The 23,972-nt window shown below is 73.1% G+C and carries 25 protein-coding genes, 1 tRNA gene and 1 pseudogene; 22 read left to right on the top strand and 5 right to left on the bottom strand.

Going from position 1 to position 23,972, the window contains the following annotated elements; translation table 11 throughout:
- The first annotated feature begins 164 nt into the window (after window positions 1-164).
- From eno to ACFY29_RS10730, 4 genes are read left to right on the top strand one after another with little or no spacing between them, the layout of a single operon-like run.
- The gene (gene eno / locus ACFY29_RS10745) at window positions 165-1,448 is read left to right on the top strand and encodes a phosphopyruvate hydratase (RefSeq protein ID WP_328423581.1); all 1,284 of its coding nucleotides are present in this window, start codon (window positions 165-167) and stop codon (window positions 1,446-1,448) included.
- Between the two features lie 32 nt (window positions 1,449-1,480).
- On the top strand, window positions 1,481-2,122 hold the full coding sequence (locus ACFY29_RS10740) for a septum formation initiator family protein (RefSeq protein ID WP_328426311.1): 642 nt from the start codon (window positions 1,481-1,483) through the stop codon (window positions 2,120-2,122).
- Between the two features lie 34 nt (window positions 2,123-2,156).
- Window positions 2,157-2,714, top strand: coding sequence for a DUF501 domain-containing protein (locus ACFY29_RS10735; protein ID WP_386985105.1), 558 nt, complete (start codon window positions 2,157-2,159; stop codon window positions 2,712-2,714).
- Window positions 2,711-3,253 (top strand): amino-acid N-acetyltransferase, encoded by a 543-nt coding sequence (locus ACFY29_RS10730; RefSeq protein ID WP_386985103.1) that lies wholly within the window; start codon window positions 2,711-2,713, stop codon window positions 3,251-3,253. The genes ACFY29_RS10735 and ACFY29_RS10730 overlap by 4 nt, the downstream gene beginning before the upstream one ends.
- Here ACFY29_RS10730 and ACFY29_RS10725 read toward each other — a convergent pair whose 3' ends face one another.
- Window positions 3,254-4,135: a PHB depolymerase family esterase gene (locus ACFY29_RS10725; RefSeq protein WP_328423587.1), complete on the bottom strand. Its 882-nt coding sequence runs from the start codon at window positions 4,133-4,135 to the stop codon at window positions 3,254-3,256.
- 105 nt (window positions 4,136-4,240) lie between these two features.
- Between ACFY29_RS10725 and ACFY29_RS10720 the strand changes: the two genes are divergently transcribed.
- The 13 genes from ACFY29_RS10720 (at window position 4,241) to ACFY29_RS10660 (ending at window position 15,906) form a co-directional block, all read left to right on the top strand.
- The gene (locus ACFY29_RS10720; RefSeq protein WP_386985101.1) at window positions 4,241-5,284 is read left to right on the top strand and encodes an ArsR/SmtB family transcription factor; all 1,044 of its coding nucleotides are present in this window, start codon (window positions 4,241-4,243) and stop codon (window positions 5,282-5,284) included.
- 22 nt (window positions 5,285-5,306) lie between these two features.
- Window positions 5,307-6,248, top strand: a complete 942-nt coding sequence (locus ACFY29_RS10715; RefSeq protein WP_386986635.1) for an exopolyphosphatase — start codon at window positions 5,307-5,309, stop codon at window positions 6,246-6,248.
- 186 nt (window positions 6,249-6,434) lie between these two features.
- Window positions 6,435-6,767, top strand: coding sequence for a PadR family transcriptional regulator (locus ACFY29_RS10710; RefSeq protein ID WP_074316865.1), 333 nt, complete (start codon window positions 6,435-6,437; stop codon window positions 6,765-6,767).
- Window positions 6,764-7,780 (top strand): HAAS signaling domain-containing protein, encoded by a 1,017-nt coding sequence (locus tag ACFY29_RS10705; protein ID WP_386985099.1) that lies wholly within the window; start codon window positions 6,764-6,766, stop codon window positions 7,778-7,780. Before ACFY29_RS10710 ends, ACFY29_RS10705 begins: the two co-directional genes overlap by 4 nt.
- A gap of 130 nt (window positions 7,781-7,910) precedes the next feature.
- Complete coding sequence (locus tag ACFY29_RS10700) at window positions 7,911-8,393, top strand: hypothetical protein (protein ID WP_386985097.1); 483 nt, start codon at window positions 7,911-7,913, stop codon at window positions 8,391-8,393.
- Between the two features lie 213 nt (window positions 8,394-8,606).
- Window positions 8,607-9,293 carry a dienelactone hydrolase family protein gene (locus tag ACFY29_RS10695; RefSeq protein ID WP_386985095.1) on the top strand — a complete coding sequence of 229 codons (687 nt, stop codon included), beginning with the start codon at window positions 8,607-8,609 and terminating at the stop codon, window positions 9,291-9,293.
- Window positions 9,286-10,026 carry a uracil-DNA glycosylase gene (locus ACFY29_RS10690; protein ID WP_386985093.1) on the top strand — a complete coding sequence of 247 codons (741 nt, stop codon included), beginning with the start codon at window positions 9,286-9,288 and terminating at the stop codon, window positions 10,024-10,026. The genes ACFY29_RS10695 and ACFY29_RS10690 overlap by 8 nt, the downstream gene beginning before the upstream one ends.
- Before the next feature lie 18 nt (window positions 10,027-10,044).
- Complete coding sequence (locus tag ACFY29_RS10685) at window positions 10,045-10,845, top strand: DUF4129 domain-containing protein (protein ID WP_386985091.1); 801 nt, start codon at window positions 10,045-10,047, stop codon at window positions 10,843-10,845.
- Window positions 10,842-11,423, top strand: a complete 582-nt coding sequence (locus ACFY29_RS10680; RefSeq protein ID WP_386985089.1) for a hypothetical protein — start codon at window positions 10,842-10,844, stop codon at window positions 11,421-11,423. Before ACFY29_RS10685 ends, ACFY29_RS10680 begins: the two co-directional genes overlap by 4 nt.
- Window positions 11,423-12,430, top strand: coding sequence for a MoxR family ATPase (locus ACFY29_RS10675; RefSeq protein WP_328423601.1), 1,008 nt, complete (start codon window positions 11,423-11,425; stop codon window positions 12,428-12,430). Before ACFY29_RS10680 ends, ACFY29_RS10675 begins: the two co-directional genes overlap by 1 nt.
- Complete coding sequence (locus ACFY29_RS10670; protein WP_386985086.1) at window positions 12,430-13,881, top strand: DUF58 domain-containing protein; 1,452 nt, start codon at window positions 12,430-12,432, stop codon at window positions 13,879-13,881. The genes ACFY29_RS10675 and ACFY29_RS10670 overlap by 1 nt, the downstream gene beginning before the upstream one ends.
- Window positions 13,882-13,909: 28 nt before the next feature.
- The gene (locus ACFY29_RS10665; RefSeq protein ID WP_386986632.1) at window positions 13,910-14,470 is read left to right on the top strand and encodes a hypothetical protein; all 561 of its coding nucleotides are present in this window, start codon (window positions 13,910-13,912) and stop codon (window positions 14,468-14,470) included.
- A gap of 104 nt (window positions 14,471-14,574) precedes the next feature.
- A complete protein-coding gene (locus ACFY29_RS10660; RefSeq protein ID WP_355602569.1) occupies window positions 14,575-15,906 on the top strand; it encodes an NAD(P)/FAD-dependent oxidoreductase in 1,332 nt (443 codons plus the stop codon).
- 69 nt (window positions 15,907-15,975) lie between these two features.
- Here ACFY29_RS10660 and ACFY29_RS10655 read toward each other — a convergent pair whose 3' ends face one another.
- Window positions 15,976-17,844 carry a hypothetical protein gene (locus ACFY29_RS10655; RefSeq protein ID WP_386985084.1) on the bottom strand — a complete coding sequence of 623 codons (1,869 nt, stop codon included), beginning with the start codon at window positions 17,842-17,844 and terminating at the stop codon, window positions 15,976-15,978.
- Window positions 17,845-17,945: 101 nt separating this feature from the next.
- Between ACFY29_RS10655 and ACFY29_RS10650 the strand changes: the two genes are divergently transcribed.
- The 4 genes from ACFY29_RS10650 to ACFY29_RS10635 all read left to right on the top strand — a co-directional run bounded on the left by ACFY29_RS10650 (window position 17,946) and on the right by ACFY29_RS10635 (window position 20,223).
- A tRNA-Leu gene (locus ACFY29_RS10650) sits at window positions 17,946-18,029 on the top strand.
- Between the two features lie 106 nt (window positions 18,030-18,135).
- Window positions 18,136-18,951, top strand: coding sequence for a Bax inhibitor-1/YccA family protein (locus tag ACFY29_RS10645; protein ID WP_355602573.1), 816 nt, complete (start codon window positions 18,136-18,138; stop codon window positions 18,949-18,951).
- Between the two features lie 146 nt (window positions 18,952-19,097).
- Window positions 19,098-19,856: a Bax inhibitor-1/YccA family protein gene (locus ACFY29_RS10640; RefSeq protein ID WP_386985082.1), complete on the top strand. Its 759-nt coding sequence runs from the start codon at window positions 19,098-19,100 to the stop codon at window positions 19,854-19,856.
- 46 nt (window positions 19,857-19,902) lie between these two features.
- Complete coding sequence (locus tag ACFY29_RS10635) at window positions 19,903-20,223, top strand: hypothetical protein (RefSeq protein WP_386985080.1); 321 nt, start codon at window positions 19,903-19,905, stop codon at window positions 20,221-20,223.
- A gap of 7 nt (window positions 20,224-20,230) precedes the next feature.
- Here the strand turns inward: ACFY29_RS10635 and ACFY29_RS10630 are convergent, their stop codons facing one another.
- From ACFY29_RS10630 to ACFY29_RS10620, 3 genes and pseudogenes are all read right to left on the bottom strand, one after another.
- A complete protein-coding gene (locus tag ACFY29_RS10630) occupies window positions 20,231-21,493 on the bottom strand; it encodes an acetyl-CoA C-acetyltransferase (protein ID WP_386985078.1) in 1,263 nt (420 codons plus the stop codon).
- A 78-nt stretch (window positions 21,494-21,571) separates the two neighbouring features.
- Window positions 21,572-22,360, bottom strand: a complete 789-nt coding sequence (locus ACFY29_RS10625; RefSeq protein ID WP_386986629.1) for an SGNH/GDSL hydrolase family protein — start codon at window positions 22,358-22,360, stop codon at window positions 21,572-21,574.
- Window positions 22,352-23,433: pseudogene (locus ACFY29_RS10620) on the bottom strand (SGNH/GDSL hydrolase family protein); the annotation flags it as partial. The pseudogene ACFY29_RS10620 and the gene ACFY29_RS10625, both read right to left, overlap by 9 nt.
- A gap of 150 nt (window positions 23,434-23,583) precedes the next feature.
- On the opposite strand from ACFY29_RS10620, the gene ACFY29_RS10615 reads away from it, so the two are divergent.
- Entirely contained in the window at window positions 23,584-23,940 is a 357-nt protein-coding gene (locus ACFY29_RS10615) for a YkvA family protein (protein ID WP_386985076.1), read from the top strand.
- Window positions 23,941-23,972 lie beyond the last annotated feature (32 nt).

Below are 23,972 nucleotides of genomic sequence, written 5' to 3'. Positions count from 1 at the left end.
TTGACGCCCGGAAATCCGGGAATGTCCGTCAGTGGAAGGCGACTCGGGTGCGCGGGCGACGCCGTGCCCGTTCCCGTGGCCCGATACGCTGCGTTCAACACCTGCCTCAGCCGCACCGTCGCGGCCCACCCACGGACCGGATCACAACAACGAGGAGCGACTCAGTGGCAACCATCGAGGGAATCGTCGCCCGGGAGATTCTCGACTCGCGGGGCAACCCGACGGTCGAGGTCGAGGTCGGCCTGGACGACGGCACGGTGGCCCGCGCCGCAGTGCCCTCCGGCGCCTCCACCGGCGCCTTCGAGGCGATCGAGCTGCGCGACGGTGACGCCGACCGCTACCAGGGCAAGGGCGTGGAGAAGGCGGTCTCCAACGTCGAAGACAAGATCGTCGACCAGATCATCGGGTACGAGGCCAGCGAGCAGCGGCTGATCGACCAGAAGATGCTCGACATCGACGGCACCGACAGCAAGTCGGAGCTGGGCGCGAACGCCATCCTCGGCGTCTCCCTCGCGGTCGCGAAGGCGGCCGCCGGCAGCGCTGAGCTGAGCCTGTTCCGCTACCTGGGCGGCCCGAACGCGCACCTGCTGCCGGTGCCGATGATGAACATCCTCAACGGTGGCGCGCACGCCGACTCCAACGTCGACATCCAGGAATTCATGATCGCGCCGATCGGCGCGCCCACCTTCCGTGAGGCGCTGCGCTCCGGCGCGGAGGTCTACCACGCGCTGAAGTCGGTGCTGAAGAAGCAGGGCCTGTCGACCGGGCTGGGCGACGAGGGTGGCTTCGCGCCGAACCTGCCGACCAACGCCGCGGCACTGGACCTGATCGCCGAGGCGGTCGAGAAGGCCGGCTACCGGCTCGGCACCGACATCGTGTTCGCCCTCGACGTGGCGGCGACGGAGTTCTTCGACAACGGCACCTACACCTTCGAGGGTGCCGCGAAGTCCGCCGAGGAGATGAGCAACTACTACACCAAGCTGGCCGGCGACTACCCGATCGTGTCGATCGAGGACCCGCTGGCGGAGGACGACTGGAGCGGCTGGCAGACGCTGACCGCCTCGATCGGTGACCGGGTGCAGATCGTCGGCGACGACCTGTTCGTCACCAACCCGCAGCGCATCGCCCGCGGCATCGCGGAGAAGGCGGCGAACGCGGTGCTGGTCAAGGTCAACCAGATCGGTTCGCTGACCGAGACCCTGGACGCGGTGGACCTGGCCCACCGGGCCGGCTTCAAGTGCATGATGAGCCACCGCTCCGGCGAGACCGAGGACACCACCATCGCCGACCTGGCGGTGGCCACCGGCTGCGGTCAGATCAAGACCGGCGCGCCGGCCCGCTCGGACCGGGTCGCCAAGTACAACCAGCTGCTCCGGATCGAGGAGGAGTTGGCCGACGCGGCGCGCTACGCCGGTGCCGGCGCGTTCCCGCGCTACCGTTCGGCCTGAGACGCGAGAAGCCTCGGGGGAGGGGTGTGACGATGCAGCAGCGCCGCACACCGGGTGGTCAGCGTCCCGCCCGCCGGTCGGGTCAGTCCGGCCGGCCGGGCGGTGGCCGGGCCACCCGGGGATCGGTCCGTGAGGCCGGCGTACGCGCCGAGCCGCGGGGCGCCGCCGGTCGGGCACCGGGCGCGGCCCGGGGTGCCGACGGGGTCCGCTCCGCGAACCGCCCCGCCGCGGCCCGACGGACCGCCGCTGGCGGTGCCGTGAAGCGGCTCGCCGCACCCCACCCCCGTCGCTTCACCGGCCGGGCCACCGTGCTGTTCGCGGTGCTGATCGCCCTTGCCCTCGCCTACACCTACCCGGTCCGGGTCTACCTGGACCAGCAGGCCGACATCGAGCGGATGGAGGCCGCCCAGGCGGCGCAGGAAGAAGAGATCGCCAAGCTCGCCAGCGAGGCGGCCAAGTGGCAGGACGCCGAGTACATCAAGACGCAGGCCCGGGAGCGGTTCTTCATGGGCCGGCCGGGCGAGAAGATGATGGTGGTGCTGCACGACCCGGAGGGCGCCGCCCGGGACGCCGGGAAGCCGGCCGGTTCGGGCGCCCCGGCTGGTCCGGTGACCTGGTACGACACGCTCTGGTCGAGCGTCCAGGCGGCGGACAGCCAACAGCCGGGCAAGTGATCCACCGACCAGCGCACCAGGAGAGATGGGCACCGTGACTGTCGTACCACCGCCGGAGTCGGCGGCGGATTCCGTACCCCTGCCGCAGCGCGAGCCGGCCACTGAGGCCGACCTGGCCGCGGTGGCCGCGCAGCTCGGCCGCCCGCCCCGGGGTACCCGGGCGGTGGCCCACCGCTGTCCGTGCGGCCTGCCGGACGCGGTCGAGACGACGCCCCGTCTCGCCGATGGCACCCCGTTCCCGACGTTGTACTACCTGACCTGCCCCCGGGCCACGGCGGCGTGCAGCCGGCTTGAGTCGGCCGGGCTGATGAAGGAGATGGCCGAGCGGCTGTCGACGGATCCGGAGCTGGCCGCCCACTATCGGGCCGCGCACGAGGACTACCTCGCCCGCCGGGCGGCGATCGGCGAGGTGCCGGAGATCGCCGGGATCTCGGCCGGCGGGATGCCGGGCCGGGTGAAGTGCCTGCACGTGCACCTGGGGCACGCGCTGGGCGCAGGCCCCGGGGTGAACCCGTTCGGCGACGAGACGCTGGAGCTGGTCGAACCCTGGTGGACGGCCGGCCCGTGCGTGGACGTGCCGAGGGCCGAATGAGCGCGGACGCCGTGTCCCCGGTAGCGGGTGCCGACGGTCAGATCCTGGTGCGGCGTGCCCGCACCGGGGATGTGCGGGGTATCCGGCGGCTGGTCGACACGTACACCGACGACCGGCGACTGCTGAGCAAGGCCACCGTCACCCTCTACGAGGACGTGCAGGAGTTCCGGGTGGCGGTTCGGCCCGAGGACGGCGCCGTGGTGGGCTGCGGCGCGCTGCACGTGATGTGGGAGGACCTGGCGGAGATCCGCACGGTCGCGGTGGATCCGTCGTGTCGGGGCCTGCGGATCGGCCACCGGCTGGTGGGCGAGCTGATCGACGCGGCCCGGGAGTTGGGTGTGGCGCGGATCTTCGTGCTCACCTTCGAGACCCGGTTCTTCGCCTCGTTCGGGTTCGGGGCGATCGACGGTGCGCCGGTGCCGCAGCCGGTCTACGAGCAGCTGCTGCGCTCGTACGACGAGGGTGTCGCGGAGTTCCTGGACCTGGAGCGGGTCAAGCCGAACACCCTGGGCAACACCCGGATGCTGCTGCGCCTGTAGTCAGGCCCGCCGGGGATGCGCGGCGAAGAACTCCCACATCAGGTCGGTGGCCGACAGGCCCGCGGTGGATGCGGCGAGCTGCCCGGATGTCGCTCCCGGCCAGCTGTGGCCCATGTCGGGAATGGTGTAGACGCTGACCTCGCTGCCGTCCGCGCAGCCCGCCACCGTCCGGGTCACCCCCGGCACCCCGGACGCCTTCGGGCTCGGTCGGCAGGTGAGCCGCTGCTGCCAGGTCTGCATGCCGGTTTGGAAGATCGAGGCGTACCGGTCCTGGCCGCCGATGAAGGTGATCACGGAGACCGGGCTCTTCGGCACGTAGCTCTCGGACGTGGTCAGGGACCCGCTGTAGCCGCCGCTGACCACCCCGATCGCGGCGAACCGGCCCTCGCCCTCCACCGCCGCCCGGAAGCTCATGTCGCCGCCGTTCGAGATGCCGGTGAGGAAGACCCGGTTCGGGTCCGCGCGCCAGGTCTGCACTAGGTGGTCGGTGAGGGTGGTGAGGAAACCGACGTCGTCCGCTTTGCCGCAGCAGATCAGCGCGTTGAAGCCGCCGCCCAGCCCGTCGGGGTAGGCGACCAGCACGTTGTCCTTGTCGGCCTTGGCGTCCAGGCCCCCCAGCTCCTGCATCAAGGGGCCGGTTCCGGGGTAGAAGTGCAGCGCGATGACCAGGGCGGGCGGCCGGTTCGGGTCGTACCCGGGCGGGGCGTGCAGCAGGTAGGCGCGGTCCACCCCGTTGTGTCGCAGGGTGAGCCGGTGGTCGCCGGGCGCCGGGCGTTCGGTCGACGCCGAGGGTTGTGCGGACAGGGTCGACGAGGGTCGCCCCCGCTGACCACACGCCGCGACCACCACGATGAGGCACAGCCCCGTCAGCAATGCCAACATCCGTCGCACGTCGGCCACCCCTCGTCGACCCGTGGTCCACAGTGGGCGTGTTCCACTCGTGGATCAACCCTTTCGGTCCAGGGCGAAGGCGGGCAGGCTGTTCCCATGCTTCGGCTTCGGCTCGGGCCGGCGGACCTGTGCCGGGTGCGGTTCGGTGACCGGCTGCACCCGGTCGGGACCGCGCTGCTGGCCGGTCAGTGGCTGCGCGATCCGACGGTCGCGGTGATGGCGCCGGCCCTGGCCGAGCGGGCGGCGGCGGTCGAGGGCGCCGGCGACGCGCAGGCCGCCACCGCGATCCTGCGACACCTGCTGCCCGACCGGGGGCGTCTGCCGGACTTCGTCACCCCCCTCGACGGTCTGGAGTCCGTGGCGGCCGGCCTCGAAGCGATCCGGGCCGCGCCGGCGCGGCGGGTCCGCGCCGAGGTCACCGAGTCGTACGCCGACGCGGCCGCCACCCCGCTGCGGCGGCGGTTCGCGGCGGCCGACCCGGAGGTGCTGGACCTGTTCGGTCAGGCCGTGCGCACCTGGTTCGATGTCGTCCTGGCGCCGCACTGGCCCGATCTGGTGTCCACGCACCGGCAGCAGGTGACCTGCGCCAGCCAGCGACTGGCGCTGCACGGCCTGGCCGGCCTCTTCGGGGGGCTTCACCCGGCGATCCGGTGGCGTGAGCCGGTGCTGGAGGTGCGCACCTGGTGGGATGGGGAGTTGAGCGGCACCGGCCACGGGATCCTCCTGCTGCCCACCCCGTTGGCCGGTCCCCGCCCCCGGGTGCTGGTCGAGCCGGGCCGCCCGATCCTGCTCGTCTATCCGGCGCCGATGCCGCACCGGCCCGGCACGGCGGCGGGCGACTCCCTCGGGCGGCTGCTCGGCACGACCCGGGCGCTGGTGCTGCGGCGGCTCGCGGACGAGGGCGGGCTGAGCACGACCACGTTGTCCCGGGCCGTCGGGATCAGTCTCTCGTCGGCGTCGGAGCATGCCACCGCGTTGCGGGAGGCCGGCCTGATCGCCAGCGAGCGGGACGGTGGGGCCGTCCGGCACCACGTGACACCGCTCGGTGCGGGTGTGCTGGGGGCGGGCCCGGGGGCGGCCTGCTCCGAGGCGTGGCCCTCGGCTGGGCAAGCCGCCGGAGGGCCGCCGGTCCTACCGTAAGGTTGCTGCCGTGACGACGCGTGTGGCGGCCATCGACTGCGGGACCAACTCGATCCGACTGCTGGTCGCTGACCTGCCCGATTCGTCGGCCGGGCCGCAGGCTCCGCTGGTCGACGTGACCCGGCGGATGGAGATCGTCCGGCTGGGGCAGGGCGTGGACCGGACCGGCCGGCTGGCGCCGGAGGCGATCGAGCGGACCCGGGTGGCGCTGGCGTCGTACGCCGCCGACATCGAGAAGCTGGGTGCGGAGCGGGTGCGGATGTGTGCCACCTCGGCCTCCCGGGACGCCGCCAACGCCGCCGACTTCACCGAGATGGTGCAGCGCACCCTCGGGGTCGCGCCCGAGGTGGTCACCGGCGACGAGGAGGCCCGGCTCTCGTTCACCGGTGCGGTACGCGGGCTGCCCGCCGACGCGAAGGAGCCCTTCCTGGTCGTCGACATCGGCGGTGGCTCCACCGAGTTCGTGGTCGGTGACCGGGCCGACGGGGTCCGTGCGGCGATCTCGGTGGACATCGGCTGTGTCCGGATGACCGAGCGGCACCTGGCCGGAGACCCACCGACGCCGGAGCAGGTCGCCGCCGCGCAGACCGACATCGCGGCCGCGGTGGACCGGGCGCTCGCGGCGGTGCCTGGTCGGGAGGCGGCCACGCTGGTCGGCCTCGCCGGGTCGGTCACCACCGTGGTCGCCATCGCGCAGGGCCTGCAGGAGTACGACCCGGAGCGGATCCACCACGCCCGGGTGTCGTACGAGGCGGTGGCTCAGGTGACCGCGGACCTGCTGGGTCAGACCCGTGAGCAGCGGTTGGCGATCCCGGTGATGCACCCGGGTCGGGCCGACGTGATCGGGGCGGGCGCGCTGGTGCTCCGCGTGATCATGGAGCGGGCCGGGATGCCGTCGGTGGTCGCCTCGGAGCACGACATCCTCGACGGCATCGCCTGGAGCCTCCAGCCGGCCTCGAACTAGCTGGGTTGATCGACACGAGATCGGGGATGTCGGGGTTTCCGCTGACCGGGATGCCCCGACATCGCCGATCTGGAGCCGCCCAGCCGCCCAGCCGCCCAGTCGCCCAGCCACCCGGCCACCCGGCCACCCGGCGTGTCGGGATCGAATCGTTGACGCTACTTCGCATTGCACAGTAGTGTGCAGTGCGTGGACACCACACAGTTGCTGAAGGGCGTGCTCGATCTGGCCGTCCTCGCCGTGCTCCGGGAGGAGGACGGTTACGGTTATGACATCCTGCGCCGGCTGCGCGAGGCCGGCCTGGAAGAGGTCGGCGACGCCTCGGTCTACGGCACGCTGCGCCGCCTCTTCGCCGCCGGCCTGCTCACCACCTACGTCGTGCCGAGCGAATCCGGGCCGCACCGGAAGTACTACTCGCTCAACGCCGCCGGGCGTGACCAGTTGACCCGCTCCGGCAAGCTCTGGCGCTCGTTCGCCACCACCATGGACAGTCTGCTCGACGATCGGGGGATGGCGGCATGACCGTCACGGAGCAGGAAATCACCGACTACGTGGCACGGGTCCGGGCGGCGCTGGCCGACCTGCCGCCCGACCAGCGCGACGAGCTGACCGAGGACCTGCCCGACCACCTCGCCGAGGTGGCCGCCGAGGCCGACGGCACGCTGGTCGAGCGGCTGGGCGTGCCCGAGGCGTACGCCGCCGAGCTGCGGGCCGCCGCCGGTGCCCCGGCCAGCGGGCGCAACCTCGACCAGCGGGTCGCCGCCACCGTGGTCCGGTTCCGCAGCCGGCTGCGTGCCGTCGATACCCGGCTCGGTCCACCGCTGGGGTACGAGACGGCCAGCGACTTCCTCCGGTTGCTACGTCCCGGCTGGTGGGTGCTGCGCGGCTACCTGGCGGCGATGCTCGTCACCGTGATCAGCACCGGCGGCAGCTTCGGTCTGCTGCCCCGGTTTGGCGGCGAGCTGCTCGCCGGGCTGATCATGCTGGTCGGCTTCGTGCTCGCCTCGATCTGGCTCGGTCGTCGCTCCGCCCGACTGACCCGCTGGCCGCGATCGGCGATGCAGGTCGGCAGCGCGGTGCTGGTGGTCTTCGCGCTCGCCGCTCTGATGCAGGCGGAGGACCGGATGCGCTACGGCGACTACGGCTACGACCCGACGTCGGTCGACAATCCGTACGACCGGGTCCGGGACGTCTTCGTCTACGACAGCGAGGGCCGGCTCGTGGAAAATGCCCGGCTCTTCGACCAGAACGGCGACCCGATCCGGCTCGGCTACCCGGACTGCGCGGACCTGGCCGACGCCTATGCCAAGCCGTTGCTGCGGGCGTACCCGTACTGCCCGGACCAGGCGCCGTTCGGACCCCGGGCTCCGGGCGCGCCCGCACCGACCGCAGCTCCGGCGACAACGCCGAGCCCGGCGCCGACGGCGCCCCCGGCCACGACGCCCGGGACGGCCACCGGTGAGCCCACGGCGGGCCCGACCGCGACGCCGACCAGCACCCCGAGTGGCGAACCGACTCCCACCGCGACGGGCTGACGGACGATGTGAACTGGATCATGCAGACGAAGCTGGGAAATAGCTGAACGGACGAGGCGAGCGGGACGACGCCGTAAATCAATGATCGTTACGGTGTCGTCTGCTCATCAATCCCTCGGAAGGACCCCCCGTGTCAGAGCAGGTCGCACCGCCCCCCGCGTCCGACGCCGTGCCGCCCCAGCCGGCCGTCGAGACGCCGCCGCCGGCCGAGCCGGAGGCGAAGAAGTCCGGTGCAAAGAAGGCGTTCGGCATCGTCGGCGCGATCCTCGTGTTCGTCGTCATCGCCGGCCTGAAGTTCGGTGTCGGCTCGGCGATCGGCAACTACCTGAACAAGGACGAGACCGCCGACGCCAAGGCCGGCGACTGCATCGCCGAGCTGCCCGAGATCACCGGCACCGAGGAGGAGGAGGTCGACGGCGCCAAGGTCGTGGAGTGCACCTCCACGGACGCGGCGTACAGCGTGGTCGGTCGGGTGGACGGGCAGACCGAGGCCCAGGCCAAGGCCGGCACCGCCTGCGACCAGTACCTGAAGGAAGGCGAAGAGGGTTACGTCTTCTACAACATCGAGCCGGGCAAGACGGGCTACCTGCTGTGCCTGACGAAGAAGGCCTGACCGGAGCACCGACAGACGGCAGCAGCACGAACGACGGCGGCGGGGATGCTTCCCCCGCCGCCGTCGGCGTACCCGGGGTCACCGCCGGGCGAACGGGAGGTGAATGCCACTGTTCCCGCGTCTTCCCGGGGGGTGGCGTGGCGTGGCAGGCTACCGGCACGTAGGACCACTGGGCGACCAGCCAACGATGACTGACCGCTAGGAGGACGGCCGATGGGCGAGATGGTGAGCTACCGCAGCAACGGGGGGACGAGCGAGGGGTATCTCGCGATACCCGCCAGCGGCCTGGCCAGCCCCGCCGTCATCGTCATCCAGGAGTGGTGGGGCCTGGTCCCGCACATCCGGTCGGTGGCGGACCGGTTCGCCGAGGCCGGCTTCGTCGCCCTCGCCCCGGACTTCTACCACGGTGAGACCACCAGCGAGCCGGACGAGGCGCAGCGGCTGCTGATGGCGATGCGGATGGACGAGGCGGCGAAGGACATCGCCGGCGCGGCCGACTACCTCGCCGGGCGACCGGAGGTCACCGGCAAGGTCGGTGCGGTGGGCTTCTGCGCTGGCGGCAGCCTGGCCCTCTGGTCGGCGACCCTCTCCGAGCGGATCGTCGCCACCGCTGGCTTCTACCCCGTGCTGCCCTGGGAGTCGATGAGCCCCGTGTGGGGCGACTACGCCGGCAAGGCCGCCGTCATCCACTGCTCCGAAGAGGACGGCACCTCCGCCGCCGAGGGCGTGCAGACCGCCCGCCAGGCCATCGAGGAGGCCGGCGGCACCTGCCACCTCTACGACTACCCGGGCACCTCGCACGCCTTCTTCAACGACGACCGGCCGGAGGCGTTCGACCAGCGCGCCGCCGCCAGCGCCTTCGCCCGCACCCTGGAACTCTTCCGGGCCAAGCTTGGCTGAGCCGCGTACCCCGGAGCAGGTGGTCGCCCGCGCAGCGCGGGCGACCGACCTGGCCGACCTGGACGCCGCGGTGAGCGACTGTTTCGCCTGCCCCCGACTGGTCCGGTGGCGGGAGGAGGTGGCCCGCACCCGCCGGGCCGCCTTCCGCGACCAGGAGTACTGGGGCCGCCCGGTCCCGGGTTTCGGCCCCGCCGACGCGCGGATCGCCATCCTCGGGCTGGCGCCCGCCGCGCACGGCGGCAACCGCACCGGCCGGATCTTCACCGGTGACCGCTCGGGTGACGTGCTCTTCGCCGCCCTGCACCGGGCCGGGCTGGCCAATCAGCCGACCAGTGTCGCCGCTGACGACGGGCTGGCCCTGCGGGACACCCGGATCTTCGCGGCCGTCCGGTGCGCGCCGCCGGACAACAAGCCCACCCCGGTCGAGCGGGACACCTGCGCGCCCTGGCTGCACCGCGAGGTCACGCTGATCCGGCCCACCCTGCGCGTCGTGGTCGCGCTCGGTGCGTTCGCGTGGGCCGCGTGGTGGCCGGTGCTGCGCCAGGTGTACGGGCAGCGCCCGCCCAGCCCGCGACCGGCGTTCGGCCATGGGGCACACTGGTCCGGCACGGCCGCACCGGAGCTGCTCGGCTGCTACCACGTCAGTCAGCAGAACACCTTCACCGGGCGGCTGACACCAGTGATGCTGGACGATGTCTTCGGTCGGGCCAAGCAGCTGGCCGGAGTGGACTGAGCGCGTGGGGTGGTGGCGATGACGGACGGAACGCGCCCGCCCACGCCGTCCCCGGCCACCGAGGCGGGGGTGCTGCGTCCGGCGGTCGGCCTGCTCCGCCGTTGGTGGCCGGTTGGTGCGGTCGCCGCTCTGCTCGTCGGGGCCACGCTGGCCGCCGCGCACTCGTCGATCGGTGCCAGCCGGATCCCGCCGGTGGAGCAGGTCCCCTGGGTCCCCGAGTACCCGACCGCCGAGCCGCCGCCGTCGATTCCGGTCGAGCCGCGTGACGCCGGCGAGGCCACCCAGGCGCACATCCCGCAGTGGATCGCGACGGTGGCGATGGTGCTGCTCGGGCTGGCCATCCTCGCCGCTCTCGGCTACCTCGGCTGGATCCTGCTGCGGGGCCTCCGCCGCCGCCGGGCCACCCGCGCGCTGCCCGGACAGTGGTCCCGGCGTACGGCCGAGGGCACCGCCCGGGAGGTGGTCGCCGCCCTCGACGCCGGCCTGGTGGAGCTCGACGACCGGGACACCGACCCCCGCGTGGCGGTGATCGCCTGCTGGGTCCGCCTGGAGGAGGCCGCTGGCGCAGCCGGTGTTTCCCGGCGGGCCGGGGACACCCCCACCGACCTGGTCACCCGTCTGCTGCGCGGCGATCCGGCGGCCGGGGTGCCGGCGATCGTCAGCACCGACGTGCTGGCGGAGTTCGCGCACGTCTACCGCGAAGCCCGGTACGCCACCCGACCGGTCGACGAGCGCACCCGTGACCAGGCCCGCGCCGCGCTGCGCCGGCTGCGCCACGAACTGGCCACGGTGGCACCCACCTCGGAGGTGCCGGCTTGAGCAGCACCAGCATCGACGACCTGCTCGCCTTCGAGGAGGAGCCGGCGCCGGTCGGCCCGCAGTCGCGTGGCGGTCGGTCCCGACTGGTGCTGCGCTCGCTCGCGATCGCCGCCGCGGTGGTCGTGGTGTTGGTCGTCGGCCTCCGCGGGGTCGGCCTCCAGGTCTCTCTGCCCGTGCTGATCGCCGGGGTGCTCGCCGTGCTGGCGGTCCGCCGGGTCACCGTCCTGCTCGCGCCGCCACCGCCGCCACCGGGGGGCCGGGTGGCGACGGGCGAGGATGACGGCAGCTACAACTGGGGAGCCCGGGACGCGCTGCGCGCCGCGATCAATCGCTGGGAGTGGCCGCTCGACTGGTCCAACACGCGACCCGAACGCTTCAGCAGCGTGATCCTGCCCCGGATCGGTGAGTTGGCCGACGAGCGGATGCGCCTGAAACACGGCGTCACCCGTGAGTCGGACCCGGCCCGCGCCCGTGTCCTGCTGGGCGACCGACTGTGGACGTTCCTGGAAAGCCCGCCTCGCCGCCCCCCGTCGCCGCGCGACCTCGCGGTGATCGTCGCCGAACTGGAGAAGATCTGATGAACGACGTGGACCGGAGCTTGCCCGCCGCCGAGGTCGGCCAGCTGGCCCGGGCGGTCCTGGATGCGGTCGGCACCGTCGTGGTCGGCAAGCGGGACGCGTTGGAGCTTGTCCTCGCCGGCATCCTGGCCGGTGGGCACGTCCTGTTGGAGGATCTGCCGGGGCTGGGCAAGACGCTCACCGCGCGCTCCTTCGCCCAGGCGCTCGGGCTGGACTTCCGACGGCTCCAGTTCACCCCGGATCTGCTCCCCGCCGACGTCACCGGCTCGTTCCTCTACGACCAGCGCAACGGCGACTTCACCTTCCGGGCCGGCCCGATCTTCACGAACCTGCTCCTCGCCGACGAGATCAACCGGACGCCCCCGAAGACCCAGTCCGCGCTGCTCGAAGCGATGCAGGAGAAGCAGGTCTCGGTGGAGGGGGTGACCTACAAACTGGACGAGCCGTTCCACGTGCTGGCCACCGCCAACCCGATCGAGTACGAGGGCACGTACCCGCTGCCCGAGGCGCAGCTGGACCGCTTCCTGCTCCGGGTCTCGTTCGGCTACCCGGACCACGAGGAGGAGTGGGAGGTGCTCCGCCGCCGGATGAGCCGCCGCCGCGAGGAGGCGGAGATCAAGCCGGTGGTCGACGCGGCCACCCTGCGGGCGATGCAGGCCGCGCTGGAGGACGTCGTGGTGGAGGACTCCATCGGCCGCTACATCGTGGCGCTCACGGCGGCCACCCGGGAGCACCCGTCGGTGCTGGTCGGCGCCTCGCCGCGTGGCTCGCTGGCGCTGCTGCTGCTGGCCCGCGTCCGCGCGGTGTTCGGCGGCCGGGACTACGTGGTGCCGGAGGACGTCAAGGAGGTGGCGGCGCCCGCGCTGGCCCACCGGATCACCCTGCGCCCGGAGATGTGGCTGCGCCGGGTCGACCCGGCGTTCGTGGTCGGCGAGGTGCTGGAGGCAACCCCCGCGCCGGCCAGCGGCGCACTGCCCAGCTACGCCGCCGGCGGGCCCCGGCGCTGATGACCGGACCGACCGTGCCCGTGCCGCGATCCGCCGAGCCGGAGCCGGCGACCGGTTGGGCACCCACCTGGGCGCTCAGCCGGGCGGTGCTGCTCGCCGGCCTGCTGCTGGTGGCGGGCGTGCTGCTGGGACGGGTCGACCTGATCGTGCTGGCCGCCCCGTTCGCGCTGGGCACCGCGTACGCGCTGCGCCGCCGGCCCACCGCGCTGCCGCAGGTCTGGATCACCCCGGGTGACGACGGGCCGCTGGTCGAGGGCGGCGAGGTGACGGCGGCGGTGAGCGTCGGCAATCCGGACACGGTCGACTACGACCTGGTGGTGGTGCGGTCCCGGGTGTCGCCGTGGCTGCGGATCGAGCGGGCCGGCTTCGCCCGCGACGAGTCGCCCGGCGACGCGACCCCCGACGGTGGTGCGACCCCCAACGGTGGTGCGGTACCGACCGGCGGGACGGGCCGCTCCGTCGCCGACCGGCCGTTCGTGACCTCGGTGCCGACGTCGGAGGCCGTGGACCTGGAACTGGCCGGCCGGGCCCTGCGCTGGGGTCGGCATCCGGTCGGTCCGGCCGGCGCCCGGGTCGCCACGGCGGGTGGCCTGCTGGTCTCCCGGGCGGTGATCACCGAGCCGGTCCGGGTGCGGGTCTATCCGCGGACCGAGCCGTTCGAGGCGGTGGAGGCGATGCCTCGGGCCGCCGGCCTGGTCGGGGCACACCACTCCCGCCGGCCGGGCGAGGGCGGCGAGTTGGCCGGCGTCCGGATCTTCGCCCCGGGTGACCGGCTGCGCCGCATCGACTGGCGGGTCTCACTGCGTGCCCGGCAACTGCACGTGGCGGCCACCCTCTCCGACCGGGACGCGGAGGTGGTGGTGCTGCTCGACGTGCTCGCCGAGGCCGGCCGGTCCGGCGGCGTGGGCGGCGCGGCCTCGGTGCTGGACACCACCGTGCGGGCCACCGCCGCGATCGCCGAGCACTACCTGCACCGGGGCGACCGGGTCTCGCTGCTGGAGTACGGCCCGGCGGCCCGGCGGCTGCGCCCGGCGGCCGGTCGCCGGCAGTACCTGACGGTGCTGGAGTGGCTGCTCGACGTGCGCGCCCAAGCCTCCCAGCACGAGCCGTACGACCAGGTGTTCGGCCCGCAACTGCTCTCGTCGGACGCGTTGGTGGTGGTGCTCACCCCGCTGCTGGACGAGCGGTCGGCACAGATGCTGGCCCGGCTGACCCGCGCCGGGCGGTTCGTGGTGGCGGTCGACACGCTGCCGACCGACCTGACGCCGCCCAAGGACCGGGGCTGGGCCGAGGTGGCGTACCGGCTGTGGCGGCTGGACCGGGAAACCATGATCGGGCAGCTCCGGGAGCACGGGGTGCCCGTGGTGCGCTGGGCCGGCGCCGGCAGCCTGGACCAGGTGCTGCGGGACGTCGCCCGGCTGGCCACCGCCCCGAGGGTTGGTGGCCGGTGAGCGCGAGGAGTGAGGGCGGGCATCCATGATCGACACCGTCACCGGGAGGGTCAGGGCAGCGCAGGACGCCTTCGCCCGGATCAGCCCCGCCCCGCTCATGGTCCGGGCCGGGATCTTCGTCAGTGTGCTGGCCGGGTTCGCGCTGGCGTTCCCCGCCGAGGTGCTGACCGGCCGGCCGCTGCTCTTCATGGCGGTGGCCGCGCTGTTGCCCGCGGTGGGCCCGCGCCGGGTCTGGCCGACCTTCACGGCGCTGGTCACGGTCGGTGGCTGGTTGCTCGCCACCGACGGGTACGGCCGGCCGGTGGCACTGTGGCGGCTGCTCGCCCTCGCCGCGCTGCTCTACCTGGCGCACACCCTGTGCGCGCTGGCCGCACTGCTGCCCTATGACGGGGTGGTGGACCCGGAGCTGATCACCCGCTGGTTGCTGCGGGCGGCCGCGGTGCTGCTGGGTACCGCCGTGCTGGGGGTGCTGCTGTTGCAGGTCGCCGGCCTGGGCGGGGACAGCGGCCACCAGTGGGCCACCGTGCTGGGGCTGCTGGTGGCGGTGGGGACGGCCGGGTTGCTCGGCTGGCTGCTGCGCCGCAGGTAAACCGGACGTGCCGAACGGGTTACCCAGGTCACAGGGGTTGTGCTCCGTCACAGAAGGGGGGCGCAAGCGGGATTACCTGAGCCGCCCGGGGAAAGATAGATGACGTGAATCCGAAGCGGATCCTTGTGGTGGGTGCCGGGCACGTCGGTCTTTACGCCGCCCTGCGCCTGTCGAAGAAGCTCAGCTCCCGTGAGGCTGAGGTCATCGTGGTTGACCCCCAGCCGCACATGACGTACCAGCCGTTCCTGCCCGAGGCCGCGGCGGGCAACATCTCCCCCCGGCACTCCGTGGTGCCGCTGCGGCGGGAGTTGCGTCGGTGCACGGTGGTGGCGGGCACGGTCACCCGTGTCGAGCACGACCGCAAGGTGGCCACCGTGCAGCCGATCGCCGGCCCGGTCCGGGAGATCGCGTACGACCACGTGATCGTGGCCCCGGGTTCGGTGTCGCGGACGCTGCCGATCCCCGGCCTGCACGAGCACGGCATCGGGTTCAAGACCATCGGTGAGGCGATCTACCTCCGCAACCACGTGTTGGACCGACTGGACGTGGCGGCTGTCACCCCGGACCCGGAGGTCCGCCGTTCGGCGCTGACGTTCACCTTCGTCGGTGGTGGCTACGCCGGCATCGAGGCGCTCGCCGAGATGGAGGACATGGCCCGCGACGCCATGCGCTACTACCCGGAGCTGAAGCCGGAGGACATGCGCTGGGTGCTGGTCGAGGCCACCCAGCGGGTGCTGCCCGAGGTGGACCGGGACATGGGTGCCTACACGGTGCAGCAGCTGCTCAAGCGGAACATGGACATCCGGCTGGACACCCGGCTGGAGTCCTGCGTCGACGGGGTGGTCAAGCTCTCCGACGGTGACAGCTTCCGCTCCGACACGATCGTCTGGACGGCCGGCGTGAAGCCGTCGCCGATGTTGGACGCCACCGACTTCCCGCGCGACGACCGTCGGCGGGTCACCTGCCTGCCGACCCTCCAGGTGGTCGACGGTGACCGGGTGGTCGAGGGCGCGTGGAGTGCCGGTGACTGCGCCGCGGTGCCCGACCTGACCAAGGAGCCGGGCAACTACTGCTCGCCGAGCGCCCAGCACGCGGTCCGCCAGGCCGCCCAGATGGCCGACAACATCGCGGCGGTGATCCGAGGCCGCGAGCCGGTCAACTACAAGCACAAGCACGTCGGCAGCGTGGCCAGCCTCGGCCTGCACAAGGGCGTCGCCCAGGTGTACGGGATCAAGATGACCGGCTGGCCGGCCTGGTTCATGCACCGGACGTACCACATGAGCCGGATCCCGTCGTTCAACCGCAAGGTCCGGGTGGTGGTGGACTGGTCGCTGGCGTTCTTCCTGAAGCGCGAGGTGGTCGCCCTGGGCCAGCTGCACGACCCGCGCGAGGAGTTCGTCGAGGCGTCCCAGCCGGTTGGCGCCCCCCGCGTCTGACCCGATCGACGAACAGGGCCCCCGCCGCACCGTTCCTGGTGCCGCGAGGGGCCCTGTTCGACGTCCGGGTCAGACCCGCCATGTCCAGGCGTCGGCGATCCGGGTGGCCGGGCCGTAGAGCTGTTCCAGGGTGGCGCGCAGGCTCTCCACGTGTGGGGCGTCGTCGGCCAGCGCCACGCAGGACGCGCCCCAGAAGTCCGCGTCCCGGGCTGCCTGCCGGCGCTGCTCGTCACCGATGGGCGGCTGGTCGCCGCGTCGGGCCACGTCCGCCAGCAGCGCGGAGGTGGGCTGCTTGAAGGTGCCCATCGCCGCGGTGCCGCCCCGGCCGTACGGGCCGATGAAGAAGCCCTCGGGCAGACCGAAGCCGGCGTCGGCGGCGGCCGCCCAGCGCATCGGCCACGGCTCCTTGGGAGTGGGCAGCGGCACCGGGACCAGCACCCCGCCGGGGCGGACACACTGCCGCCAGTGCCCGCCGGTGATGAACTCCGGCAGGGCGGGTCGCTCGGCGGTCGGCAGGGGGGCCGGGAAGATCGGCAGCAGCGCCGCGACGACGGCCAGCGGCACCAGCCGTCGCGCCCGACCGGTGCTCTGCAGTGCCCGGTCGACCGCCAGCACCAGCAGCGTCGCGACGATCGGGAGCAGCGCCAGGCCGAACCGCATCGGCAGGGCGCCGTCCACCACCGGCAGCCCGGCCAGCAGGGCGTACGGGCCGGGCAGCGCGGTCCGGGTGCCGCCGAGCACCACCTCCGGGCCGAGCGAGAGCGCGCCCATCGCCAGGGCGGCTGCCACGCACGCGAGCACCAGCCGGCGCCGCCCGGCCCAGATCGCGCTGGCCACTGCGACCAGCAGCAGCGGCCAGCCGAGGAACGTGTTGTACTCGGCCGGGCCGGTGGTCAGCCGGGCGGATTCGTCGCTGCCGGCCACCGACAGTGGGGAGACTGTCCACCAGCTGCTGAGGTCGGCCGAGAAGTAGTCGGGGCTGAACATCCCGTCGGCGACCCCCTGCGGCCCGGCGAACTGGAACCACAGCGGATACCCCAGCACCAGCAGGGCCAGCCCGGCGGCGATGGCCAGCCCGCCGGCGAACGCGGGCAGCGCCCGCCGGGCCAGGTCCCGGTCCGCCATGGCGTAGCTGACCGCCATCACCAGCAGCGTGACGGCGGCGAGGAAGAGCACCTCCTCGCCGATGAAGACCTGCGCGGTGACGGCGGCGGCCAGCCCGGCCGCGGAGCTGAAGATCCGCCGCCGGTCCAGCCCAGCGGGCCGGGCGCCGTCGATCCCGCTGTGGGTGGCGGGCGACGTGGGCTTCGGGTCGGACGCTCGCAGTAGCCGGATCACCAGCCAGACGATCACCGGCACCAGCCATTGGGCGGTCATGTGCAGGTGGCTGTTGGTCTGCGAGATCATGCCCGGGCCGAACCCGCACAGCCCTCCGCCGAGCGCGGCGGCGAGCCGGCGGGCGTGCAGCGTCCGGTGGAACAGCAGGTACCAGGCGACGGCGGTGCCGGCCAGGTTGGCGGCGGCGAGCAGCGCGAAGGTGACCGGCGCGCCGAGCAGCAGGGTGATCGGTGCGCAGACGATGCCGAGCGCGATGACCGTGGTGTTGGCCATCATGTTGACCCCGTCGGGGGCGTTGAGCCGGTCGGTGAGCAGGCTGAAGTCGCCGAGGAGCGCTCGCGCGTCGACCGCCAGGAACCACTCGTAGAGGGCCTGGTCCTCGGGGTTGAGCGCCATGACCCGCCCGCCCGGGTCGGGCCACAGGCCGTGGGTCAGCCAGCCAGCCAGGACAGTGCAGATCAAGGCGACCAGCAGGTCCGCCCGGTGCCGGCGAACGGCGGACAGCAGCCGGACGGCCCAGGCGAGGCGGTTGATCTGATCGGAGCGGCGGAATGCCTGCTCAGGGGCGGCGTCGGGGGCCGTGGGGGCTGCGCTGCTCACGCCATCGACCCTAGTGCGGGCTGGCCGGCGGGGTACGCCGGGTCGCCAACGACCCGCTACGGTGACACTGCACCGTGCGTGTCGGCGCGCCGGTGCCACCCGCCCGGGTGGTGGAACGGCAGACACGGCCGCCTTAAAAGCGGCTGCCGCAAGGCGTGCGGGTTCGACCCCCGCCCCGGGCACCAGCCGCCACGGGCCGCATTCCCATTCGTGATCACCAGGAGTTGGCCGGGCCGTTTACTCTTGGAGGGCACGTTCACGTGCAAACGACCCCCTGAGGGAGGCCAGACAGTGAAGACCTCGAACCCGGTGCTCGCCCGGCTCGGCCAGGCGGCCGAGCGGGAGCGTTCCGCCGGGTACGCACCGACCGGGCCGTACGGACAGCCCGGCATTCCCCAGCAGTACCCGTCCCAGGCCGGTTACCCGGCAGCGCCGCCCACCGTGGCGCCCATGACCGTCGACGACGTGGTCGTCAAGACTGTCGCCCTGCTCGGCATCCTCGGCATCTCCGCCGCGGCCGCCTGGGTGCTCGTGCCCGACTCGCTGGTCGGTGCCGCCTGGATCGGCGCGGCGGTGGTCGGCCTGGTGCTTGGCCTGATCATCTCGTTCTCCCGGATGGCCAACCCGGCGCTGGTCATCACGTACGCGGTCGTCGAGGGTGTCTTCGTCGGCATGGTCAGCAAGGCGTTCGAGTCGGCGTTCGACGGCATCGTGCTGCAGGCCGCCTCGGCGAGCTTCGGCATCTTCTTCCTGATGGCGATCCTCTACCGGGCGAAGGTCATCCGGGCCACCCCGGCCTTCGTCAAGGGCATGATCGCGGTGATGACCGGCCTCTTCGCGGTCATGCTGATCAACCTGGTGCTGGCCCTGTTCGGCGTCAACACCGGCCTGCGTGACGGCAGCCCGCTGGCCATCGGCTTCAGCCTGGTCTGCATCGTGGTCGCGTCGCTGAGCTTCGTGCTCAGCTTCAAGGAGATCGAGGACGGCGTCCGGATGGGCCTGCCCCAGCGCTACTCCTGGACGGCCGCCTTCGGCATCCTGGTCAGCCTGGTCTGGCTCTACATCGAGATCCTGCGCCTGCTGAGCTACTTCCAGGGCGACGACTGACCTCGTCCGCGCTGCTGACCGGCGCCCGCTCCCGCTTCTGCGGGGGCGGGCGCCGTCGTCTGTACCGGGCGCGCTGTTTGGCCGCCGTCGCCGGCCGGCCCGGGGCAGAGTGACTGCGAGGGGGTACGCGGGCAGAGGAGGCGGCGGTGCGCAGCAACAACCCGGTGCTCAACCGGCTGGACGAGACCGGCCGGGTGGAGGCCCGGGTGCTCGGCACCCGCGACGTCGAGGCGATGACCGTCGACGACGTGGTGGTCCGCACGGTCGGGTTGCTGCTCGTCACCGTCGTGGCTGCGGCGGTGTCCTGGGCGGTGGTGCCGGAGGCGGCCTGGCTGCCCGCCGCGCTGGCCGGCAGCGCTCTCGCCTCGATCGTGCTGGTCCTGGTCATCTCGCTGCGCGGGATCACCAACCCGGTACCGATCGTCGCCTACGCCGTGCTCCAGGGGCTGCTGCTGGGGGTGGCCAGCCGCGCCTTCGAGCTGATCTATCCGGGCATTGTGGTGCAGGCGGTGGCCGGCACCTTCGGCGTCTTCCTCGGCATGGCGGCGCTCTACCGGGCCCGGGTGATCCGGGCGACGCCCCGGCTGGCCCGCCTGGTGATCGGCACACTGCTCGGCATCGCCGTGCTCAGCGTGGTCAACCTGGTGTCGTACCTGATCTCCGGGCGCCCGGGGTTGGCGACCTACAGCGCCAGCGGGGAGGTCGGCTGGCTGGCGTACGCCTTCTCGGTGGTGGCCATCATCGCCGGCGCGTTCAGCTTCATCCTCGACTTCGACCTCGTCGAGCGCTCGGTGCGCGACGGTCGACCCCGCCGGTACGCGTGGTTGAGCGCGTTCGGCCTGATCACCGGGTTGGTCTTTCTCTACTGGCAGTTGCTGCGGCTGCTCAGCTATCTGCGTCGCTGACCGGCCCGGCGAGACGCGGCCGGTGGCGGCCGTAGACTCGGTGGCGATGAGCGCAGCGGAGTTGGACCAGGCCGTGCAGTCGCTGGTCCGTCAGATCGGGCACTGGCAGCAGCCTCGTTGGGCGGCGGTCGCGACCACCGGCAACGTGCCCCGCGCCGACCTGGTGCACCGACTCGTGCAGGAGATCGCCAACCTGACCGCCGACGCCGAGGGTGAGCCCCGCCGGGTGGTGCCTCGGCTGGACAACGACCTGGCCCTGCCGGATCAGTTGCGGGTGGTGGCGGCGGATCTGATCGCCGCCGGGCCGGGTGCCGAGGCGCTGGCCCGGGCCGCCGCCGAGGTGACGGCGACCCGCAGCGCGCTCTGACGTCGGCTCAGTTGAGCCGCTCCAGCACCATGGCCATGCCCTGGCCGCCACCGACGCACATGGTCTCCAGACCGATGGTCTTGTCGTGCCACTCCAGCGCGTTGAGCAGGGTGCCGGTGATCCGGGCGCCGGTCATGCCGAACGGGTGGCCGACCGCGATGGCGCCGCCCATCACGTTCAGCTTCTCCTCCGGGATGCCCAGCTGCCGGTAGGAGGGGATGACCTGCGCGGCGAACGCCTCGTTGATCTCGACCAGGTCGACGTCGTCGATGGTCATGCCGGCCCGCCGCAGCGCCTGCCGGGACGCCTCGACCGGCCCGAGACCCATGATCTCCGGCGAGAGTGCGGTCACGCCGGTGGAGACGATCCGGGCCAGCGGGGTCAGCCCGAGCTCCTCGGCCCGCTGGGCGCTCATCACCACGACGGCGGCGGCGCCGTCGTTGAGCGGGCAGCAGTTGCCGGCGGTGATCCGGCCGTCCGGGCGGAACACCGGCTTCAGGCCGGCGACGGCATCGAGGGTCACGCCGGCACGCGGGCCGTCGTCGGTGCTCACCACGGTGCCGTCCGGCGTGGTGACCGGGGTGATCTCCCGGGCCCAGAAGCCGTCGGCGATGGCCTTCTCGGCCAGGTTCTGGCTGCGGACGCCGAACTCGTCCATGTCGGCGCGGGTGACGTCGTACACCTGGGCCAGGTTCTCCGCGGTCTGCCCCATGGTCAGGTAGATGTCCGGCAGCTCTCCGGACTCGCGGGGGTCGGTCCACACCTCGGCGCCGCCCTGGGCGCGGCTCTTCGAGCGCTCACCGGCGGCCGCGAAGCGCGGGTTCTCCCAGCCGCCGCCGACCAGCGCCTGCGCCTCGGGGGGAAGCCCGTCGGAGCTGCCCCGGGCGTAGCGGGAGACCATCTCCACGCCGGCGGAGATGAACACGTCGCCCTCGCCGGCGCGGATCGCGTGCATGGCCATCCGGGTGGTCTGCAACGAGGAGGCGCAGTAGCGGGTCAGCGTGGCGCCGGGCACGGTGTCCAGCCCGAGCAGGGTGGCCACCACCCGTCCCATGTTGAAGCCCTGCTCGCCGCCGGGCAGGCCGCACCCGAGGTAGAGGTCGTCGATCGTGGTCGGGTCGAGCTGGGGGATCTTGTCCAGGGCGGCCTGGACGATGGTCGCGGCGAGGTCGTCGGAGCGGACGTCGCGCAGGGACCCCTTGTGCGCCCGGCCGATGGGGGAGCGGGCGGTGGCGACGATGACGGCGTCGCGGGACGACTCAATCGGCATGGAACCACGTTAACCCGCCGGTAACTTGGCACGGAAGAAGCCCGCCCGGCGGGAAATGTCACCCCGGACCGGGCCGGTCTAGCGCCGGGAGGCGACCGCCGCCGCTGCCGCGACGGCGGGCAGCAGGGCGTGCGCCCACACCCGGTAGCCGTCGGCGGAGGGGTGGAAGCCGTCGTGACAGAGCGTCCCCGCGTCGGCCCGGAACACCGGCCCGGTCTCGGTGGCCAGGTCGACCACCGTGCCGCCGGCGTCCAGCACGGCCGTGGTCTGGGCGTGGGCCACCCGCCGCCCGGACCAGCCGACCAGTTGGCGCAGCGGAGGTGCGATGGCCCGCACAGCGCCGAGGTCGGGGCAGGTGCCCACCACCACCTCGACCCGCGCCTCGCGCAACCGGTGCACGGCCGCGCCGAGATACGCCGCCGCGTCGGCGGGCCGGCGCAGCCCGGTGGCGTCGTTCGTGCCGATCAGGATCAGCGCCACGTCGGGCCGCTCGCCGAGCAGGGCTCGCGCCACCTGGGTGGACAGGTCCGTCGAGCGGGACCCGGAGACACCGACGCTGGACAGGTGCACCCGCCGGCCGGCCGGACCCTCGGCCAGCAGGTTGGCCATCTGCCCGCCGATGGTGTCGTCGAGCCGGTCGACGCCCACGCCCAACGCCGACGAGTCACCGAGCAGCACCAGCCGAAGAGGCGGTGCGCCGGCCCGGCCGATCGTGGCCCGTAGGGCCAGCCCCAGCTCCGGCTGGGCGTAGCGCCGGTGCCGGGCGACGAACGCCTCGCCGGCCAGGACGGCGGCGCCGCCCACGGTGCCGGCGAGCAGCGAGAGCACCGCCGCCCGACCCAGTCGGCCCGGGAAACCGGCGGTCACGCCCCGCTCGCTGCGCTCGTTCATGCCAGTCCCTCCACTGTCGAAGTGTCCGTGGCGGACCCGCGCTGCGGCACCGCACCGACACCGAAGAACGCCCGGCGGCGCAGTTGCGCCCACCGACCGGCCGGCCCTCGGTCGTGGCCCCGGACCTGCGTGCCGCTGACCTCCGTGCCGGCGTGCCGGGCCGCCTCCTGCGCGGCCTCCGGCAGCGACCGTACGCCCTCGCCCGGCACCGGTGTGACCCGTCGTTCCTGCCCCGCGCCGAGCGCGGAGATCATCGTCGGCAGCAGCGCGGCGGCGGCCACCGCGTACCCCTCGGCGGAGGGATGGAACCGGTCCCAGGCGAACATCCGCGTCGGTTCGGCGGCGAAGCGGGGGCCGAGCAGGTCACCAAGGGAGACCGTCCAGCCGCCGGCCTCGACGACGGCCACCGTCTGGGCGGCGGCGAGCTGCCGGCTCCACCGGTGCGCCAGCCACCGCAGCGGGGGCTGGATCGGGCGGATCGCGCCCAGGTCGGGGCAGGTGCCGACGACCACCTCGCAGCCGGCGTCGCGCAGCGTGTGGACCGCTTCGACCAGGTAGCGCACGGCCAGCCCGCGCGGGGTGCGGTTGGTGATGTCGTTGCCGCCGATGAGGATCACCGCGATGTCGGGCTGGCACTCCAGCGCGGCCTCCACCTGGTGCCGGAGCGCCGACGAGATGGCTCCGACCACCGCGTAACGGTGCAGCCGCACCGGCCGTTGCAGCCGGCGGCACAGGCCGGTGGCGAGCAGGGCGCCGGGCGTCTCCCGGCGGCGGTGCACCCCGTAGCCGGCGGCCGACGAATCGCCGAGCACGACCATGGTGAGCGCGGGGCCGGGGAACTTGGCGCCGTACACCCCGTCGCAGCGCGGCGGCGGCGCCTCGGCCATCGGGATGGTGCGCCGCGCCTGGCGGGCCTGCCCGAGCAGCACCCCGCCGGTCGCGACCACGGCCGCCGCAGTGGCGCCCGTGCCAATGGCAGCCAGGCGGGCGACCCGCCGGGCCTGCCGCCAGCGCGGACCAACGGGTACGACGGAACCAGCCACCCCCATACCGCGAGATTATCGCGCCGGTCCGACACGGCGCTGTCGTCGTGACGGCTCGCGGGTGCCTGGAAATCGACGCGACGGGGTACCTGACCGGGGGAGGCCGGCCGACTTGCGGCGACCCGCCACGCTGATCCGGCGGAGAGGAGCGCGACGATGGGGAAGACACTGAAGCGCAGCGCGGCATTCACGGCCCTGGCCCGAGCACTGGCGTCCGGGGCACGGGGTGGGCCCTCGCTGGGCGCCCGGTTGGCGGCGCTGCCCCGGATGATCAGGGCCACCACCCGGGGGCAGTACGACGGAGGCCTCCGGCTGGCCCTGATGACCGCGGCGACGGCGTACATCGTCTCGCCGATCGATCTGCTCCCGGAAATCCCACTGGCGATCTTCGGGCTGGCCGACGACGCGGTCATGATCACCTGGTTGGCCGGCAGCGTGCTCGCCGAGACCGACCGCTTCCTGGAGTGGGAGGCGCGTCGCGACTCGGTCATCCCCGGAGGGGTGGTGCCCTGACGCCACGTACCCTGGGCGGCGAGGAAACGTCT

Origin of the sequence: Micromonospora sp. NPDC000668 (genome assembly GCF_042897975.1) — a bacterium.
Lineage (GTDB): Bacteria > Actinomycetota > Actinomycetes > Mycobacteriales > Micromonosporaceae > Micromonospora.
This window is presented reverse-complemented; position numbering and strand designations above follow the sequence as displayed.

Bases quoted from the DNA above. Each gene is read 5' to 3' on its own strand.
- ACFY29_RS10695 (WP_386985095.1), top strand. From the start codon at position 8,607: ATGGGCGAGATGGTGAGCTACCGCAGCAACGGGGGGACGAGCGAGGGG.
- ACFY29_RS10720 (WP_386985101.1), top strand. From the start codon at position 4,241: ATGCTTCGGCTTCGGCTCGGGCCGGCGGACCTGTGCCGGGTGCGGTTC.
- ACFY29_RS10675 (WP_328423601.1), top strand. From the start codon at position 11,423: ATGAACGACGTGGACCGGAGCTTGCCCGCCGCCGAGGTCGGCCAGCTG.
- ACFY29_RS10725 (WP_328423587.1), bottom strand. From the start codon at position 4,135: ATGTTGGCATTGCTGACGGGGCTGTGCCTCATCGTGGTGGTCGCGGCG.
- ACFY29_RS10615 (WP_386985076.1), top strand. From the start codon at position 23,584: ATGGGGAAGACACTGAAGCGCAGCGCGGCATTCACGGCCCTGGCCCGA.
- ACFY29_RS10705 (WP_386985099.1), top strand. From the start codon at position 6,764: ATGACCGTCACGGAGCAGGAAATCACCGACTACGTGGCACGGGTCCGG.
- ACFY29_RS10740 (WP_328426311.1), top strand. From the start codon at position 1,481: ATGCAGCAGCGCCGCACACCGGGTGGTCAGCGTCCCGCCCGCCGGTCG.
- ACFY29_RS10670 (WP_386985086.1), top strand. From the start codon at position 12,430: ATGACCGGACCGACCGTGCCCGTGCCGCGATCCGCCGAGCCGGAGCCG.
- ACFY29_RS10685 (WP_386985091.1), top strand. From the start codon at position 10,045: ATGACGGACGGAACGCGCCCGCCCACGCCGTCCCCGGCCACCGAGGCG.
- ACFY29_RS10630 (WP_386985078.1), bottom strand. From the start codon at position 21,493: ATGCCGATTGAGTCGTCCCGCGACGCCGTCATCGTCGCCACCGCCCGC.
- ACFY29_RS10635 (WP_386985080.1), top strand. From the start codon at position 19,903: ATGAGCGCAGCGGAGTTGGACCAGGCCGTGCAGTCGCTGGTCCGTCAG.
- ACFY29_RS10730 (WP_386985103.1), top strand. From the start codon at position 2,711: ATGAGCGCGGACGCCGTGTCCCCGGTAGCGGGTGCCGACGGTCAGATC.